Source organism: Streptomyces sp. 3330 (assembly GCF_031456635.1).
GTDB lineage: Bacteria > Actinomycetota > Actinomycetes > Streptomycetales > Streptomycetaceae > Streptomyces.
In genome coordinates this window covers 207,900-224,357 of record NZ_JAVDVA010000011.1, presented here as the reverse complement: position 1 = coordinate 224,357, position 16,458 = coordinate 207,900, and the positions used below count along the sequence as shown (strand labels likewise).

The 16,458-nt window shown below is 72.3% G+C and carries 16 protein-coding genes and 1 riboswitch; of the genes, 4 read left to right on the top strand and 12 right to left on the bottom strand.

What is annotated here, in order from left to right; genetic code table 11:
• Positions 1-55: 55 nt before the first annotated feature.
• Positions 56-1,432 carry a peptidase C39 family protein gene (locus J2X68_RS20490; RefSeq protein WP_310433976.1) on the bottom strand — a complete coding sequence of 459 codons (1,377 nt, stop codon included), beginning with the start codon at positions 1,430-1,432 and terminating at the stop codon, positions 56-58.
• A 191-nt stretch (positions 1,433-1,623) separates the two neighbouring features.
• Between J2X68_RS20490 and J2X68_RS20485 the strand changes: the two genes are divergently transcribed.
• Positions 1,624-2,244 (top strand): hypothetical protein, encoded by a 621-nt coding sequence (locus tag J2X68_RS20485; protein ID WP_310434029.1) that lies wholly within the window; start codon positions 1,624-1,626, stop codon positions 2,242-2,244.
• A 437-nt stretch (positions 2,245-2,681) separates the two neighbouring features.
• Positions 2,682-4,544: an AAA family ATPase gene (locus tag J2X68_RS20480; protein ID WP_310433975.1), complete on the top strand. Its 1,863-nt coding sequence runs from the start codon at positions 2,682-2,684 to the stop codon at positions 4,542-4,544.
• An 18-nt stretch (positions 4,545-4,562) separates the two neighbouring features.
• Here J2X68_RS20480 and J2X68_RS20475 read toward each other — a convergent pair whose 3' ends face one another.
• The 9 genes from J2X68_RS20475 to J2X68_RS20435 form a co-directional block, all read right to left on the bottom strand.
• Positions 4,563-5,687: a hemolysin family protein gene (locus J2X68_RS20475; RefSeq protein ID WP_310433974.1), complete on the bottom strand. Its 1,125-nt coding sequence runs from the start codon at positions 5,685-5,687 to the stop codon at positions 4,563-4,565.
• A complete protein-coding gene (locus tag J2X68_RS20470) occupies positions 5,684-7,009 on the bottom strand; it encodes a hemolysin family protein (protein ID WP_310433973.1) in 1,326 nt (441 codons plus the stop codon). Before J2X68_RS20470 ends, J2X68_RS20475 begins: the two co-directional genes overlap by 4 nt.
• A 206-nt stretch (positions 7,010-7,215) precedes the next feature.
• The gene (locus tag J2X68_RS20465; RefSeq protein WP_310433972.1) at positions 7,216-7,683 is read right to left on the bottom strand and encodes a PH domain-containing protein; all 468 of its coding nucleotides are present in this window, start codon (positions 7,681-7,683) and stop codon (positions 7,216-7,218) included.
• A 14-nt stretch (positions 7,684-7,697) separates the two neighbouring features.
• Entirely contained in the window at positions 7,698-8,546 is an 849-nt protein-coding gene (hisG, locus tag J2X68_RS20460; protein WP_310433971.1) for an ATP phosphoribosyltransferase, read from the bottom strand.
• A 68-nt stretch (positions 8,547-8,614) separates the two neighbouring features.
• Complete coding sequence (locus J2X68_RS20455) at positions 8,615-8,887, bottom strand: phosphoribosyl-ATP diphosphatase (protein WP_054239553.1); 273 nt, start codon at positions 8,885-8,887, stop codon at positions 8,615-8,617.
• Between the two features lie 33 nt (positions 8,888-8,920).
• Positions 8,921-9,406: a 6,7-dimethyl-8-ribityllumazine synthase gene (ribH, locus tag J2X68_RS20450; protein ID WP_054239552.1), complete on the bottom strand. Its 486-nt coding sequence runs from the start codon at positions 9,404-9,406 to the stop codon at positions 8,921-8,923.
• Positions 9,407-9,450: 44 nt separating this feature from the next.
• Positions 9,451-10,740, bottom strand: coding sequence for a bifunctional 3,4-dihydroxy-2-butanone-4-phosphate synthase/GTP cyclohydrolase II (locus J2X68_RS20445; RefSeq protein ID WP_310433970.1), 1,290 nt, complete (start codon positions 10,738-10,740; stop codon positions 9,451-9,453).
• Positions 10,737-11,378, bottom strand: a complete 642-nt coding sequence (gene pnuC, locus J2X68_RS20440) for a nicotinamide riboside transporter PnuC (protein ID WP_310433969.1) — start codon at positions 11,376-11,378, stop codon at positions 10,737-10,739. Before pnuC ends, J2X68_RS20445 begins: the two co-directional genes overlap by 4 nt.
• Positions 11,375-11,980: a riboflavin synthase gene (locus J2X68_RS20435; RefSeq protein ID WP_310433968.1), complete on the bottom strand. Its 606-nt coding sequence runs from the start codon at positions 11,978-11,980 to the stop codon at positions 11,375-11,377. The genes pnuC and J2X68_RS20435 overlap by 4 nt, the downstream gene beginning before the upstream one ends.
• A gap of 146 nt (positions 11,981-12,126) precedes the next feature.
• Positions 12,127-12,257: riboswitch (FMN riboswitch) on the bottom strand.
• A gap of 375 nt (positions 12,258-12,632) precedes the next feature.
• On the opposite strand from J2X68_RS20435, the gene J2X68_RS20430 reads away from it, so the two are divergent.
• The gene (locus J2X68_RS20430) at positions 12,633-13,376 is read left to right on the top strand and encodes an SDR family oxidoreductase (protein ID WP_310433967.1); all 744 of its coding nucleotides are present in this window, start codon (positions 12,633-12,635) and stop codon (positions 13,374-13,376) included.
• Here the strand turns inward: J2X68_RS20430 and J2X68_RS20425 are convergent.
• On the bottom strand, positions 13,373-14,599 hold the full coding sequence (locus J2X68_RS20425; RefSeq protein WP_310433966.1) for an ROK family transcriptional regulator: 1,227 nt from the start codon (positions 14,597-14,599) through the stop codon (positions 13,373-13,375). The genes J2X68_RS20430 and J2X68_RS20425 overlap by 4 nt on opposite strands.
• 136 nt (positions 14,600-14,735) lie before the next feature.
• Between J2X68_RS20425 and J2X68_RS20420 the strand changes: the two genes are divergently transcribed.
• Positions 14,736-15,956 (top strand): MFS transporter, encoded by a 1,221-nt coding sequence (locus J2X68_RS20420; RefSeq protein ID WP_310433965.1) that lies wholly within the window; start codon positions 14,736-14,738, stop codon positions 15,954-15,956.
• Here J2X68_RS20420 and J2X68_RS20415 read toward each other — a convergent pair.
• Positions 15,916-16,374: a thioesterase family protein gene (locus J2X68_RS20415; RefSeq protein ID WP_310433964.1), complete on the bottom strand. Its 459-nt coding sequence runs from the start codon at positions 16,372-16,374 to the stop codon at positions 15,916-15,918. The two genes, J2X68_RS20420 and J2X68_RS20415, sit on opposite strands and share 41 nt — an antisense overlap.
• Positions 16,375-16,458: the final 84 nt, after the last annotated feature.

The window sequence follows — 16,458 nt, the reverse complement described above, 5'->3', positions numbered from 1 at the left end:
CCCGCCGATCCGTCCACTCTGCCACCCGCCGGGGCGTGTGCGGCGGAGAGCTTGCTCACACGGGGACGCCCACCGCCGTGAGGGCCTTGCACTGGCGGCCCGTCGGACGCGCCGGGAAGTAGAGGTAGCAGACCCCTCCGGTGCCGGACACGACCTTGCCGCTCGCGTTGTACCGCTTGGTCCTGAGCCAGATGTTCTCGAACTCCCGCCGCCGGTACACGCGCCGCACCGCCGCGTCGTCGGGTGAGAAGGGGTCGTTGGCGATCACATCGCCCTCGGCCGTGAAGCCGATCACCGTCATCAGGTGCCCGGAGGTGCCGTACCCCGCTCCCGTGAGCTCCTCCTTGAGGAAGGACTGGGACGTTATGGCCGGGATCCCCGCCGCGATCAGCGTCTCCAGGTCGGTGAGCGAGCCGAGCCGGGTGACCACGCCCTGGAGGTCCTCGAAGGTGGCCGCGTAGGCGGCGTTGAACGGCCAGTTGCCGCAGCCTGCGTACTGGTGGTCGTACGTGTGCCGGGCCGCGTGGCAGACCTGCGGGTCGGCGTAGGACGGGTCGACCCACGCGAGCTGCTCGGCGGTCAGGCGGCCTCCCCAGTACTCGACGATCATCTGCGAGGAGGTGGGACTGCACCACGCCTCGCCGCCGTTGTCGTACTCGGGGTACTGGCCCAGGTGGATCTCCTGGGAGTAGCGCGGGACGGTCAGCTCCTGCGCGAGGCCCGGCACGGTGGCCGGGACGGTGAAGCGGTCCGGGACGTCGGAGCCCATCGCGCCCAGCCGCCACACGGTCGGGGTGAGCGCGGTGCCGGGGCGGCGGTACAGCGTGAGGCGCAGGCGGCAGGAGGCGAGACGCAGGCCGGTCGAGGCGTCGTCGATGGCGAAGGTGTCGGTCCAGACCGTGCTCCGGCCGTCGCTCTGGTCGTCGACCGAGGTGCGCTTGATGTCCTGGTCGCCGGAGGCCCAGCGGCCCATCACGTACCAGGGGGTGTCCGTGCCGTCGGAGTACGTCCCCCTCAGCTCGACCTGGAGCCAGGTCCCGGCCGGGGTGCTCGCGTTCCAGGAGGCGATCACCTCGGTCGCGGGGACCGCGAGCCGCTGGACCGGGGAGGTCCAGGTCGCGTACTCCCAGGCGGCCGTGGTCCCGGTGTGCGGGTCGGTGTAGTCGACGGTGCCGAGCGGGGCGCCGACGGCGACGCCCGGGCGGAGGCCCGGCACGGCACGGGTGCCCTTGGCCGTGCCGGACCGCCAGTCGGCGTACGTGGTCCAGGAGCGGTGGTCGACGGTCCGGGCCGGGGCCGACTCGGCGGCCGCGGTGTCCGCCGGGACGGCGGCGGTGGCCGATGCGGCCGCTGTGGCCGAGCCCCCTGCCACCGCGGCGGCGACCGCGGCGGCGAGGACGGTTCTGCGGGACGGCTGTTCGGCTCTGCTCATGAGCGGAAGACCCCCAGGGTGTCTGCGCGGCTGTGCGCCAACTATGGACGCAGCGGGCTCCGCCTTCCAGCACTTCCGCCCGTGCCACGCCACCAATATTGGTCTGGGCCACTGGCGGGACGGGCCGCCGTAGAATTCCGGGCCGTACGACGTCTCCCCCACGCCCGCACCCCTCGCCCCCGGGAACCGCCATCCGTCAGCTCGCCTCCCTCCTGCGCCGACTGCCGCCGTCCTGCGGGCCGGTCCGGCTGATCGCCGTCGACGGACACGCCGGCTCGGGGAAGTCCACCCTGGCCGGGAGGCTGGCCGAGGCCCTGGGCGGCGCGCCGGTGCTGCGTCTCGACGACCTCGCCAGCCACGAGGAGCTGTTCAGCTGGACCGGGCGGCTGCTGAGCCAGGTCATCGAGCCGTTCGGCCGCGGCGAGACAGCCCACTACGCCCCCTACGACTGGCGCGCCCGCCGCTTCGGCCCGCCGCGGCCGCTGCCCGCGGCCCCCGTCGTCCTGGTCGAGGGGGTCGGCGCCGGCCGCCGGGCCCTGCGACCGTTCCTGGCGTGTCTGCTGTGGATGGACATGCCTCCCGAGGAGGCCTGGGCGCGGGGACGTTCCCGGGACGGGGAGGAGCAACGGGAGTTCTGGGACGGGTGGGTCGCGGCCGAGATGCGTCACTTCGCCGATGATCCTTCGCGCCCCCATGCCGCCCTGCTGGTACGGCAGTTGAAGCAGGGGTACGAGGTGCTGCCGGGGCCTGCGGGGGACCTTGGACCATACCGGGATTTCACTCACCGTGACGGACCACCCGCGATGTGGTGAACGTGTGAAGGGGCCCGCGTTCGAACTTCGCCAACTGCTTCAACTGTGCTTGACCGACGGCCCGTACAGGACTTACGTTCTGAATGTGCGGCTATCGCAGCCGCTCTCGGACGCGAAGCCCCCGGTTGTTCCCCCGTGATCGGGGGCTTCGTTCTGTCCTCGTCCCGTCCGACGCCCCCTTTCCGGACGCGTCTCGGCACGATTCGCTCACCCAGGGTCACCGTGCGGCATGCGCCCCGTGTGCTCCCACCTCGCCGAACGGCCTGTGCGGCACCCTACGGCGAGCGACTCCCCCGCAGGTACGATGCCCTCGGTGCGACCCGGGCGACTGCCTCGCGCACCTTGCAACTCCGGTCCGCGGCACAGCGGTTCGACCAAGGCAGCCGAAGGGCGACGCCCGGCGGCACACCGACGGGGCACGGTTTGTGGGGGACGTGATGGACTTCGGCACGCAGGGCCCCGACGCCCCGGCCGACCTCGCCTGGCTGCGAGGCGTGGACGCCTACACGATGGGCGCCTATCCGCAGGCGGAGGAGGAGTTCCGTACCGCGGTGCGGATCGATCCCGGGATGGCCGACGGCTGGCTCGGGCTGCACGCGCTGCGCGTCGACACGACGACCGCGCTGCTCAGGATGTTCCGGCACCGCGAGCGCTTCGGCGAGCAGCGGACCCGGCACCGCCGCACCCTCAACTCCTGGTACTGGCTCGGCTGGTGGGTGCAACCGGTGCTGGAGAGCCCCCGCGACCTGCTGCTCGCGCACGCCTCGCACTGGCTGGACGGCCGCCATGTGCCCGAACTGGACCGGGCGCTCGCCGGACTGCCCCCCGTCGACACCGATCACCAGGTCCGCTTCCTGCACGCCTGCCGCGCCTACCTGGTCAAGGACTGGGAGCAGCTGGTCCGGCACACCGACCCGCTGCTCGACGACCCCCTGCTGGGCATCGAGGCCGGTCTGTTCGGCGGGATGGCCCGGGTCCGCCTGGAGATGTACGGCCAGGCCGAGCCGCTGCTGTCGTCGGCCCTGATGCGCTGCCGCAGCGAACAGCCGCAGCGCAAGGAGCTGCGGTACTGGCTGGCCCGGGCCCACGAGGGGACGGGCCGCTCGGCGGCGGCCCTCCCCCTGTACCGGGCGGTGCACCGCGTCGACGCCGCCTTCATGGACACCTCGGCCCGGCTGGCCGCGATCGCCGAGGGCGACGGCTACGACGATCCCGCCGACTTCGCCGCGATCACGCTCACCGGGGTCGGGCAGGACATGGTGGACGGCCCGGACGGCTTCGACCCGCTGTTCGGCACCGAGGGCCGGGATCTGCGGCTCACCGAGCCCTCCGACCTGCCGCCCGTCGTCCCGCTGCCGTCGGTGACCGACCCGGCGGTGCGGGAGAAGAGCGCGGTGTCCTCATCGCTGCCAGCCGGGCCCACCGATCCCGTGTTACTGGAGGAGGCGCTCGCGGAACTGGAGGGCATGGTCGGCCTGGAGCCGGTGAAACGGCAGGTCAAGGCCCTGTCCGCGCAGCTCAACATGGCGCGGCTGCGGACCGGCCAGGGCCTTCCGGTCCAGCCGCCGAAGCGTCACTTCGTCTTCTCCGGCCCCTCCGGCACCGGCAAGACCACGGTGGCCCGCATTCTCGGCCGCGTCTTCTACGCCCTCGGCCTGCTGGGCGGCGACCATCTCGTGGAGGCCCAGCGGGCCGACCTGGTCGGCGAGTACCTCGGTCAGACGGCGGTGAAGGCCAACGAGCTGATCGACTCCGCTCTCGGCGGTGTGCTCTTCGTCGACGAGGCGTACTCGCTCTCGAACTCCGGCTACGGCAAGGGCGACGCGTACGGCGACGAGGCGCTCCAGGTGCTGCTGAAGCGGGCCGAGGACAACCGGGACCACCTGGTGGTGATCCTGGCCGGCTATCCGGAGGGCATGGACCGTCTGCTGGCCGCCAACCCCGGGCTGTCCTCGCGCTTCACGACCCGCGTCGACTTCCCGTCCTACCGGCCCCTCGAACTCACCGCCATCGGCGAGGTGCTGGCCGCGGAGAACGGCGACGGGTGGGACGAGGAGGCGCTGGACGAGCTGCGCTCCATCGCCGGGCACGTGGTGGACCAGGGATGGATCGACGAACTGGGCAACGGGCGGTTCCTGCGCACCCTGTACGAGAAGAGCTGCGCCTACCGGGATCTGCGGCTGTCCACCTATCCGGGCGGGCTCACCCGGGACGACCTCTCGACCCTGCGGCTGCCGGATCTGATGCAGGCGTACGGGGAGGTGCTGTCGGGGAGGGGGCCGCAGGATCCGGCGCTGTGACGGATCCCGCGGCTCCTGTCAGCTCGCGAGCGCTTCCTCCGGGGACGGGGGTCCGCCCTGGTCCAGCGGGGCGGAGACCTTGGGGGAGCTCCCCCTCGGTTCCGTCAGCCGGATCTCGGCGACCTCCCGGTGCGCGGGGTCGGTGACCTCGCCCACCAGCAGCTCCAGCACGTCCTCCAGGGCGACCAGGCCGAGCACCCGGCCGGAGGCGTCGGCCACCTGCGCCAGGTGGGTCGCCGCCCGGCGCATCACCGTCAGCGCGTCGTCCAGCGGCAGTTCGGAGCGGAGCTTCGTCATCGGTCGCCAGACCTGCTGCGGCACCGCCCGCTCGGAGTCCTCCAGGTCGAGGACGTCCTTCACGTGCAGGTAGCCCATGAAGGCGCCGTTCTCCGCGGCCACCGGGAAGCGGGAGTAGCCCGTGCGGGCGGTCAGCCCGACGATCTCCCCGGGGGTGACCGACGGACTGACCGTCACCAGGGACTCGCGCTTCAGCAGCACGTCCGTCACCGGGCGGGAACCCAGCTCCAGCGCGTCCTCCAGCCGTTCCTGCTCCTCGGGGTCGAGAAGACCGGCCTGGCCGGAGTCCTCCAGCAGCCGGTTCAGCTGCTCGCTGGTGACGACGGCCTCGACCTCGTCCTTGGGCTCGACGTGGAAGAGCCGCAGGATGCCCCGGGCGCAGGCGCCGAGGGCCACCGTGATCGGCCGGCAGACCCGGGCGAAGGCGACCAGGCCGGGGCTCAGCCACAGCGCGGCCTTCTCGGGGGCCGCCATGGCCAGGTTCTTCGGGACCATCTCGCCGATGACGAGGTGGAGGAAGACCACGGCCGCGAGGGCCACCACATAGCCCAGCGGGTGGATCATGCCGTGCGGGAGGCGGACCGCCTCGAGGACGGGCTCCAGCAGGTGGGCGACCGTCGGCTCGGCGACCGCGCCCAGGGTGAGGGAGCAGACGGTGATGCCGAACTGGGCCGCCGCCATCATCTGGGGCAGCCGTTCCAGGCCGTAGAGGACCTGACGGGCCCGCGCGGTGCCCAGGGGCTCGATCTGGCTGCGGCGGACGGAGACCAGCGCGAACTCGGCGCCGACGAAGAAGCCGTTGGCGAGCACGAGCAGCGCGGCGAAGAGAAGCTGGAGGGCGCTCATCGGGCGACCTCCACGACCTGGCCGGTCCGCACCAGGCGGACCCGCTCGGCGCGGTAGTGGCCGACGCGGCGCACGGAGACCCGCCAGCCGGGCAGCTCGGCCCGGTCGCCGACGGCCGGGATCCGGCCGAGCAGGTCGGCGACCAGCCCGGCGACCGTCTCGTACGGCCCCTCGGGGACCGTCAGGCCTATGCGCTGGAGGGTGTCGACGCGGCAGCTGCCGTCCACGTCCCAGGCGGGCCTGCCCTCCTCGGGCGGGGCGGCGGCGAGTTCGGGCGTGTCCTGGCCGTCGTGTTCGTCGCGGACCTCGCCGACGATCTCCTCGACGATGTCCTCGAGCGTGACCACGCCGGCGGTGCCGCCGTACTCGTCGACGACGACCGCGATGGGCTGCTCGCTGCGCAGCCGGGCCAGCAGGGGCTGGACGGGCAGGGTCTCGGGGACCAGCAGCGCCGGACGGGCGATACGGCCGAGCGGGGTGCGCAGCCGGTCGTGGACCGGGACCGCCAGGGCGTCCTTGAGGTGGACCATGCCGACGATCTCGTCGATCTTCTCGCGGTAGACGGGGAACCGGGACAGGCCGGTGGCGCGGGTCAGGTTGACCACGTCCTCGGCGGTGGCCGACGACTGCAGGGCGCTCACCTTCACCCGCGGGGTCATGACGTGCTGAGCGGTCAGCTCGGCCAGCGACAGGGTCCGGACGAAGAGGTCGGCCGTGTCCTGTTCGAGCGCTCCCGCCTGGGCCGAGTGACGGGCCAGCGAGACGAGTTCGCCGGGGGTGCGCGCGGAGGCCAGCTCCGCGGTGGGCTCGATGCCCAGGGCGCGCACCAGCCGGTTGGCGACGGTGTTGAGCGCCGCGATCACCGGTCGGAAGAGGCGGGAGAAACCGGCCTGCGGGCCCGCGACGAAACGCGCGACCTGGAGGGGCTTGGACACCGCCCAGTTCTTGGGCACCAGTTCGCCGATCACCATCTGCACGGCGGAGGCCAGCAGCATGCCGACGACCACGGCGACACCGGAGACGGCGCCCTCGGGGACGCCGATCGCGGTGAACGGGGCGTTCAGCAGCTCGGCCAGCGCCGGTTCGGCGAGCATGCCGACGACCAGGGAGGTGATGGTGATGCCGAGCTGGGTGCCGGAGAGCTGGAAGGACAGTTCCTTCAGCGACGCGACGACCGTGCGGGCTCGTCTGTCGCCCTCGGCGGCGGCCTTCTCGGCGTCCGGTCGGTCGACCGTGATGAGGCCGAACTCGGCGGCGACGAAGAAGCCGTTGGCGAGGATGAGCAGGAACGCGGCTGCCAGGAGCAGCAAGGGGGTGGTCATGATGCCGCCGCCTCCGAAACAGGTCGGACAGGGGCGGCGCAGGTACTACAGGACGAACCGTCCATCGCCGGAGGGAGTCACTCCTCGGGTAGCAGGAACCCCTGTGCACCCGGCTGGGAGCCACAGGGGTGGAGGCGCAAGGGGAACGCCTCCGTCACCAGATTAATCAAGACATGCGCTTCAGCGGCAGGGTGGACGGCCCCGAGTCAGCCCTGATCTTGCTCCGTGGACTCCTCGGGGTCCCGGACGGACCGGGCCTCCGCGAGGGCCCGCAGGGCGCGCGCGTCGGCGATGGCCTGCTGTTTGTCGATGCCCGGCTGGATGCCGAGGGCGGGCAGGCTGGTGCCGTCGCTGAGGTTGAGGAACACCCAGGGATCGCCCGGACGGAGGTTCACCTGGACGATCTCGGCCCAGTCCAGGCGCCGTTTGCTGGCGATGTTCACGACGGTGACACCGCCGTCGTCGGCGACGACCCGCACCCGGGCGAGCTGGGCCAGCACCCAGAAGATGAGGGCGCCGGTGAGGATGAAGCTGAGCCGCTCCCCCGGGCCGAGCTGCTCGAGCAGCATCGCCACGGCGGAGATGACGAGGAGGATCACCACTCCGGCCGTGAGCAGCACCACACGGGTGCGCCCCGGCCGGAACGTGACGGGGAGGTTCGGCAGGTCGGACATGTTCCCGGCTGAGGTCAGAGGCGGCAGGCGTGGATGGCCGTGGTCAGGATGGCGCGGGCGCCGATGTCGTAGAGGTCGTCCATGATCCGCTGGGCCTCCTTGGCCGGGACCATGGCACGGACCGCGACCCAGCCCTCGTTGTGCAGCGGGGAGACGGTCGGCGACTCCAGGCCCGGGGTCAGCGCGACGGCCTTCTCGAGCTGCTCGACCCGGCAGTCGTAGTCCATCATCACGTACGTCCGGGCGACCAGGACGCCCTGCAGGCGGCGCAGGAACTGCTGCACCTTGGGCTCCTCGACGTCCGCCCCGGTGCGGCGGATCACGATGGCCTCGGACTTCATGATGGGCTCGCCGAAGACCTCGAGGCCCGCGTTGCGCAGCGAGGTGCCGGTCTCGACGACGTCGGCGATGACCTCGGCGACGCCCAGTTCGATCGCGGTCTCGACGGCGCCGTCGAGGTGCACGACGGAGGCGTCGACGCCCTGCTCGGCCAGGTGCTTGGCGACGATGCCCTCGTAGGAGGTGGCGACCGTGCGGCCCTGGAGGTCCTCGATGGCGTCGGCCGTGCCCGGCTTTCCGGCGAAGCGGAAGGTGGAGCGGGCGAAGCCGAGCGGGAGGATCTCCTCGGCGTTGGCGCCGGAGTCGATCAGCAGGTCGCGGCCGGTGATGCCGATGTCGAGGCGGCCCGAGGAGACGTAGATCGCGATGTCCCGGGGGCGGAGGTAGAAGAACTCGACGTCGTTGACCGGGTCGACGATCCGCAGTTCCTTGGACTCGCGGCGCTGCTGGTAGCCGGCCTCATGCAGCATCTCCCCCGCGGGGCCTGACAGGGAACCCTTGTTGGGGACGGCGATGCGCAGCATGAGGTCGGCTTCCTTCGAGTGGAACGTGACGATCGGGGTGGATATGTGCGGTGGTGCCTGAATGAGGTTTACAGGTGGGCGTACACGTCGTCCAGCGAGATTCCGCGGGCGACCATCATCACCTGCACGTGGTAGAGCAGCTGCGAGATCTCCTCGGCGGCTGCCTCCTTGCCTTCGTACTCGGCCGCCATCCAGACCTCGGCGGCCTCTTCGACGACCTTCTTGCCGATGGCATGGACGCCCTTCCCGACCAGTTCTGCGGTGCGGGAAGTGGCGGGGTCGCCGCTGGCGGCCTTCTGCTGGAGCTCGGTGAAGAGCTCCTCGAACGTCTTCTTGGACATGGTGATCCCACCCTAGCCGTTGTGCCGGCCTGCCTACCGCCAGGGTTCGGATACTGAGCGGAGGGTGGCCGCGGTCGCCACCGCCGCCGTCACCGCCTCGTGCCCCTTGTCCTCGTGGGAGCCCTCCAGGCCGGCGCGGTCCAGGGCCTGCTCCTCGGTGTCGCAGGTGAGGACGCCCATGCCGACGGGGACGCCGGTCTCGACGGAGACCTGGGTGAGTCCCTGGGTGACGCCCTGGCACACGTACTCGAAGTGCGGGGTGCCGCCGCGGATGACGACGCCGAGGGCGACGATCGCGTCGTAGCCCCGTCCGGCCAGCACCTTGGCGACCACCGGGAGTTCCCAGCTGCCGGGGACCCTCAGCAGGGTCGGCTCGTCGATGCCCAGGTCGTGCAGGGCGCGCAGCGCGCCGTCGACCAGTCCGTCCATCACCTTCTCGTGCCACTGCGCCGCGATGACGGCGACCCGCAGGTCGCCCACATTGCGTACGGACAGTTCCGGTGCGCCCTTGCCGCTCACGTCTCTCCTCGTGCCTCTCGTGCCTTGCCGACTCGCGTGGTGCGTTACTGGTTGCCGCAGGGGGACACGGGGGCCGTGTCCAGCCAGGGCAGGTCGTGTCCCATCCGGTCCCGCTTGGTGCGCAGGTAGCGGATGTTGTGCTCGCCCGCCTGCACGGGCATCGGCTCGCGCCGGGTGACCTCGACGCCGTGCCGGACGAGCGCGTCGGTCTTCTCGGGATTGTTGGTCATCAGACGCACGCTGCGCACGCCCAGGTCCTGGAGGATCTGCGCGCCGGCCGCGTAGTCCCGCGCGTCGGCGGGCAGGCCCAGCTCCAGGTTGGCGTCGAGGGTGTCGTGTCCCTGCTCCTGGAGCTCGTAGGCCCGCAGCTTGGACAGCAGCCCGATGCCGCGGCCCTCGTGCCCGCGCAGATAGACCACCGCACCCCGGCCCTCGCTCTGGATGCGCTCCAGGGACGCGTCGAGCTGGGGACCGCAGTCGCAGCGCTGGGAGGCGAAGATGTCGCCGGTGAGGCACTCGGAGTGCATCCGGACGAGGACGTCCTCGCCGTCGCCGATCTCGCCGTGGACCAGGGCCACGTGCTCGACCCCGTCGACGGTGGAGCGGTAGCCGTACGCGGTGAAGGCGCCGTGGACGGTGGGCAGCCGGGTCTGCGCCTCGCGGCGGACGGTGGGCTCGGCGCTGCGGCGGTAGGCGATCAGGTCCTCGATGGAGATGATCGTCAGGCCGTGCTTGCGGGCGAACGGGATCAGTTCGGGCAGCCGCAGCATCCGGCCGTCCTCGCCGGCGATCTCGACGATCGCGCCGGCCGGGCGCAGCCCCGCGAGACGGGCCAGGTCGACGGCCGCCTCGGTGTGGCCGTCGCGGGTCAGCACGCCGCCGGGCTTCGCGCGCAGCGGGAAGATGTGCCCCGGGCGGACGAAGTCGGCGGCCTCGGTGGTGCCGCTCGCCAGGAGCCGCAGCGTGGTGGCGCGGTCGGCGGCGGAGATGCCGGTGGTCACCCCGTGGGCGGCCGAGGCGTCGACGGAGACCGTGAACGCGGTCTTCATCGACTCGGTGTTGTCCTCGACCATCTGCGGGAGCTCCAGGCGCTCCAGCTCGTCGCCCTCCATGGGGGCGCAGATCAGGCCGCGGCACTCGCTCATCATGAAGGCGACGATCTCGGGGGTGGCCTTCTCCGCGGCGATGACGAGATCGCCCTCGTTCTCGCGGTCCTCGTCGTCGACGACCACCACGGGGCGGCCGGCGGCGATGTCGGCGATGGCCCGCTCCACGGGGTCCAGCGCGAAGTCCTCGATGCCGTCCGTGCTGTAGAGGATCGGTGCGGTACTCATGCCGGCGCTCCTTCCAGAGCGGTGTGCGAGGCCTTGCGGGAACGCAGCCACCAGTCGCGCATGCCCCACAGGACGAGCGCGCCGTAGATGACGTAGACGAAGCCGGAGAAGGCGTAGCCGTTGGCGAAGTTCAGCGGGACGCCGACGACGTCGACGAGGAGCCAGGCGATCCAGAACTCGACCATGCCGCGCGCCTGGGCGTACATGGCGACGATCGTGCCGACGAAGATGTAGGCGTCCGGCCAGGGGTCCCAGGACAGGGACGGGTAGGCCTTGAAGAGCAGGGCCACCGCGACCGTGCCGACGGCGGCGGCGCCCACCATGGCCCCGCGCTCGGTCCAGGTCGCGAAGCGCGGCGTGATCTGGCCGTCCTCGGACCGCCCCTTGCTGCGGTTCCACTGCCACCAGCCGTACAGGGCGACGACCATGACGACGACCTGCTTGCCCGCGCTGCCGGTCAGATGCCCGAAGAAGGCGCCGAAGAGGACCAGTCCGGAGAGGAACTGCACCGGCCAGGTCCACAGCGAGCGGCGCCAGCCGAGGGCGAGGGTGATCAGGCCGAGGATGTTGCCGATCATGTCGGACCACAGGATGTGCTGGTCGAGGAGCGTGAAGGCCTCGGAGTTCAGCGAGTTCACTGTGCCGCTCCCCGGGTGGTGGCGAGCAGGCGCTCGACGTACTTGGCGACGATGTCCACCTCGAGGTTGACCGGGTCGCCGGGCTGCTTGAGGCCGAGCGTGGTCAGGGCGAGGGTGGTGGGGATGAGGCTGACGGTGAAGAAGTCGGGGCCGGCCTCGACGACCGTGAGGCTGATGCCGTCGACGGTGATCGAGCCCTTCTCCACGACGTACCGGGCGAGGTCCGCGGGGAGGGAGACCTTGACGATCTCCCAGTTCTCGGAGGGCTTGCGCTCCAGCACCGCGCCGGTGCCGTCGACATGGCCCTGCACGATGTGGCCGCCGAGGCGGTCGCCGACGGCGGTGGGGCGTTCGAGGTTGACGCGGGAGCCGACGCCGAGTGCTCCGAGGCTGGAGCGGTTCAGGGTCTCCGCCATGACGTCGGCGGTGAACTCGTCGCCCTCGTGCTCGACGACGGTGAGACAGACCCCGTTCACGGCGATGGAGTCGCCGTGCTTCGCGCCGTCGGTCACGACGGGGCCGCGCAGCCGGAAGCGGGAGCCGTCGCCGAGATTCTCGACGGCGGTGACCTCACCCAGCTCTTCGACGATTCCGGTGAACACTTCCCGGGTCCTCCTGCCTCTTCGGGCACGGACTCCGGGGCCTGTCGATGACGACAGAAGGTACGGGCAACGACACCGGGGGCGACGCCGGACAGACTCGTCCGCGGACGAGTACGTATACGGCGGCGCGCACGAATGCCCGCCCGCCGCGCACTGCCTCCCATCCGGACTTTAACCGTCGGTCCAGGAATTTCACCTGGTCAACCGGTCGCTGGAAGCGACCGGGTCGCGGACTGTAACCGCCGGTTCGGACTTTCACCGACCCCGGAGTGCGCTGCTTTGGTTTACAGGGCCAGTGTGCCACGCCGTCCGGGCGTCCATACAGGTGAAAGATGTGGAGTGGCTCACAGGTCGTCAATTCGGGTGGCAACCGGCCGGGTTCGACGACGGTCCCGGCGGGTTCGGCATTGGTCCATACCTATTGACGTACTGGTCTAGTCCTTTCTAGGGTCGGCGGAATACGGCCCGGCGGCGGTGACGACGGCCCTTGCCCGCCGCCGGGTCCCTTCGCTCCGGCCGGTCGCCGCGCGTCGCGGTCCCGCGGGCCCCGCCGTGAGCTGCGGGACGTGCGCGCCCCGGCCGGCCCGGACAAGCTGGACCGACAAGGGGCGTTCCGGCCGGGAGCGTCCGGCGTCCGAAGGGGCTGAACGGTATGACCACGATCCTCGTGACCGGCGGCACGGGAACCCTCGGCCGGCTCGTCACCGCCCGTCTGCGCTCGGACGGGCACGAGGTGCGGGTGCTGAGCCGGCACACCCCGCCGTACGCCGTCGACCTGCGCGAGGGCGGGCCGGTACTGGACGCGGCCGTCGCGGGCGTGGACACGATCGTGCACTGCGCGACCACTGCGCGCGGGGGCGACGAGCGGGCGGCCGCCAACCTGATCGCCGCGGCGCGGCGGGCGGGCGTGGCGCATCTGCTCTACATCTCGATCGTGGGCGTCGACCGGGTGCCGTTCGGCTACTACAAGGCCAAGCTCGCCGTGGAACACCAGCTGGCGGAGTCGGGGCTCGGCTGGACGGTGCTGCGGGCGACCCAGTTCCACAACCTGCTGGTCCAGCTGTTCCAGGGGCTGGCCGAGGTGCCGGTGATGGTGCTGCCGGCCGGGGTGAGCGACCAGCCGGTGGAGGTCGCCGAGGTGGCCGACCGGCTCGCGGAGCTGGCCGCGGGCGCACCGGCCGGCCGCGTCGACGACATGGGCGGGCCCGAGGTCCGCACCTTCGAGTCGCTGGCCCGCGCGTTCCTCGGGGCGAGCGGCCGCCGGTGCGCGGTGGTGAACGTGCCGCTGTGGGGCGCGGCCTACCGGGGCTTTCGCGCGGGCGGTCACCTGGCGCCGGAGCGCGCGGTGGGCAAGGGCACCTTCGAGGACCATCTGGCGACGCGCATCCGCCGCTAGGGCCTGTGCGCCGTCGCGAACAGCTCCTCCTGGGCGGCGTCGCGGGCCGTCAGCAGCGCCCCGCGCAGCACCCCGCCGCCGCCCAGCGCGCCGGCGCGCACCTCCGTGGGCAGCGGCGCCATCCGTCGCAGCCGCCGTGCCACCCGGCGCGCGAGCACCTCGCCGCCGGCCTGCCCCACCTCCCCGCCGAGGACCACGCAGCCGGGATCGAGGACGGCGACGACCGAGGCGGCGCCGAGGGCGAGACGGTCGGCCAGGGCGTCGAGGAAGGCGGCGGGCGCCCCCGTGTCCGGCGCGTCGACCGCCGCGCGCACCAGCGCCGCCGCCACGGGCTCGTCGGGGCGCGCGGGCGCCGTCAGGCCGTGCTCCCCCGCCAGCACGGCGATCGCCGCCGAGCCGGCCAGTGAGTGGAAGCCGCCCTCGCAGTCGGTCGCCGAGGGCAGGCCGTTCGTGCCCGGCACCGGCAGGAAGCCGATCTCGCCGGTGCCTCCCGAGGCGCCGCGGCGCAGTGCGCCGTCCAGCACGACGGCCGCGCCGGTGCCGTGACCCAGCCACAGCAGGACGAAGGTGTCGCGGCCCCGGGCCGCACCCTCGCGCTGTTCGGCCAGGGCGGCGAGGTTGGTCTCGTTCTCCACGTGCGCGCGGGCTTCCGGGAAGCGTTCCTGCAGCGCGGCCACCAGCCGGCGGTGCCATTCGGGCAGGCCGCTGGAGTCGCGCAGTTCGCCGCTGGCGGGGTCGATCAGCCCGGGGGCGCCGATGCCGAGGGTGTGCAGCCGTCCCCACGTCCGGGCGCCCTCGCGCGGGGGCGCCGCCGCCTCGGCCTCCTTCACCGCCCGCTCGACCAGCGAGACCGCCTGCTCCACGGCCGTCCCGGTGCCCGTGTCGCCGCCGATCGGCACGGACGCCTCGGCGAGCACCTCGCCGACCAGGTCCGAGACGAGCACCGCGACCCCCTCCGTGCGTACGTCCAGGGCGGCCAGATGGGCGCGGTCGGCGACGATGCCGTAGAGCCTGGCGTTCGGCCCGCGGCGCTGCTCGCCCGCCTCACCGACCACCTCGATCAGGCCGGAGGCGGTGAGGCGTTCGACGAGGTCGGCGACCGACGGCCGGGACAGTCCGGTGAGCTGTTTCAACTGCCCTGCCGTCAGCGGGCCTTCGTGCTGGAGCAGGCGCAGGGCGAGCCGGTCGTTGATGGCCCGGGCGGTGCTCGGGGATGCGGGCATGGCGGGAATCCTCCCATGGCCGAGCGGGGCCCGGTCGGCGGCTGCCGAACGTCGGCCTCTATTTATCAGGCAGGGTTCCTGATAGTTTACGACGGCATCGCGACGGCGCGGCGCCGATCCGGAGGGGACGGGGAGAATGAGCGGAGTGGACGAGGTGCTCCACACACCGTCGGAGGTCCGGCGCGCGCGGCACGCCGTGGCGGCCGTGTTCGCCGTGCACGGCGCGGTCACCGGGTCGTTCGCCACCCGCGTGCCGTGGATCCAGGACCACGCCGGGGTGTCGACCGGACAGCTCGGGTTCGCGCTCGCCTTCACGGCGTTCGGCGCGGCCTGCGCGATGCCGCTGGCCGGCTCGATCACCCATCGCTTCGGCAGCCGCGCGGCCCTGCGCGGGCTGCTCGCGCTGTGGACACTGTCGCTGACGCTGCCCGCCCTCGCCCCGAACCTGCCGACGCTGTGTCTGGCGATGTTCACGTACGGCGCGGCCGCCGGCATGGCCGACGTGGCGATGAACGCGCTCGGCGTCGAGGTGGAGCGGCTGCTCGACCGGTCGATCATGTCGGGGCTGCACGGCATGTGGAGCGCGGGCGCCCTGATCGGTTCGGCGGGCGGGACGCTGGCCGCCCACCTCGGCGCGGACGCGCGCGTGCACCATGTCCTGGCGGCGGCCGTCCTCACCCTGCTCGGCCTGCTGGCCTGCCGCTGGGTGCTGGATCTGCGGCCCGCCGAGGACGAGGAGCCGCCGCCGCGGTTCGCGCTGCCGCCCCGGTCCGCGCTGCTGATCGGCGCGGTGGGCTTCTGCGCGGTGTTCGCGGAGGGCGCGAGCCTCGACTGGTCGGCCGTCTACCTGCGCGACCAGCTCGCGTCGTCGGCCGGGGCGGCGGCCGCCTGTACGACCGGCTTCATGTTCACGATGGCGGTGGCCCGGATCGCGGGCGACGCGGTGGTGAACCGGTTCGGCGCGGTGCGCACGGTCCGGGCGGGCGGCGTCCTGGCCGCGCTGGGCGGGCTGCTGATCGTCGTCGCCGGGCACCCGGCGGTGGCGATGGGCGGGTTCGGGCTGATGGGGCTGGGCATCGCGGTCGTCGTGCCGCTGTGCTTCGCGGCGGCCGGGCACAGCGGCCCGAACCCCAGTCAGGCCATCGCCGGTGTCGCGACGATCACCTACACCTCCGGCCTGGTCGCCCCGAGCCTGATCGGCGGGGTGGCGCAGGCGACCAGCCTGGTGGTGTCGTTCGTCGTGGTGACCGTCCTGGCGTGCGGACTCGTGCTGTTCGCGGGGGTGCTGCGGGGCGGCGAGCGGATCGGCGCGAAGGTCAGTCCGCGGGCCGAAGCAGTGCCCGACCCGCGGCCCTGAAGGCGTCGCTCCACGGGGTGGGCCGCAGGGTGGCGGCGTCGAGCCGCACCAGGACGCGGGTGCCCCGCGCGTACGTGGTGACCCCGTCCGCCGAGCAGAACCGGAAGCCGTACGTCAGTCCGGTGGCGCCGAGCCGGTCCAGCCAGAGGTGGACGGCGTACGTGCCGGTCCGGGTGACCGGGGACTCGTAGCCGATCAGCAGTTCCCTGACGACGTTGCAGGCGTCGCCGGCACTCGCCCAGTCACCCTCGAAGCGGACGCCGTTGTCCTGCCAGAACTCGGTCCAGGCCCGCTCGACGAGCAGCGGATAGCGCGCGTTGTGCAGCATGCCCAGCGCGTCGAGGTCGTCGAAGTGGACGGTGACGGGCATGAGCCGGCCGTACGACACGGCGGGGGCGCTCGGGGCTTCGGCGGTCACGGCGGAACTCCTGTGCGGGTGACGAAGATGTGCGTGTATGAGGAAATCACCCTCATCCTACGAGGTCGCTAAGCGGTCGCTCAC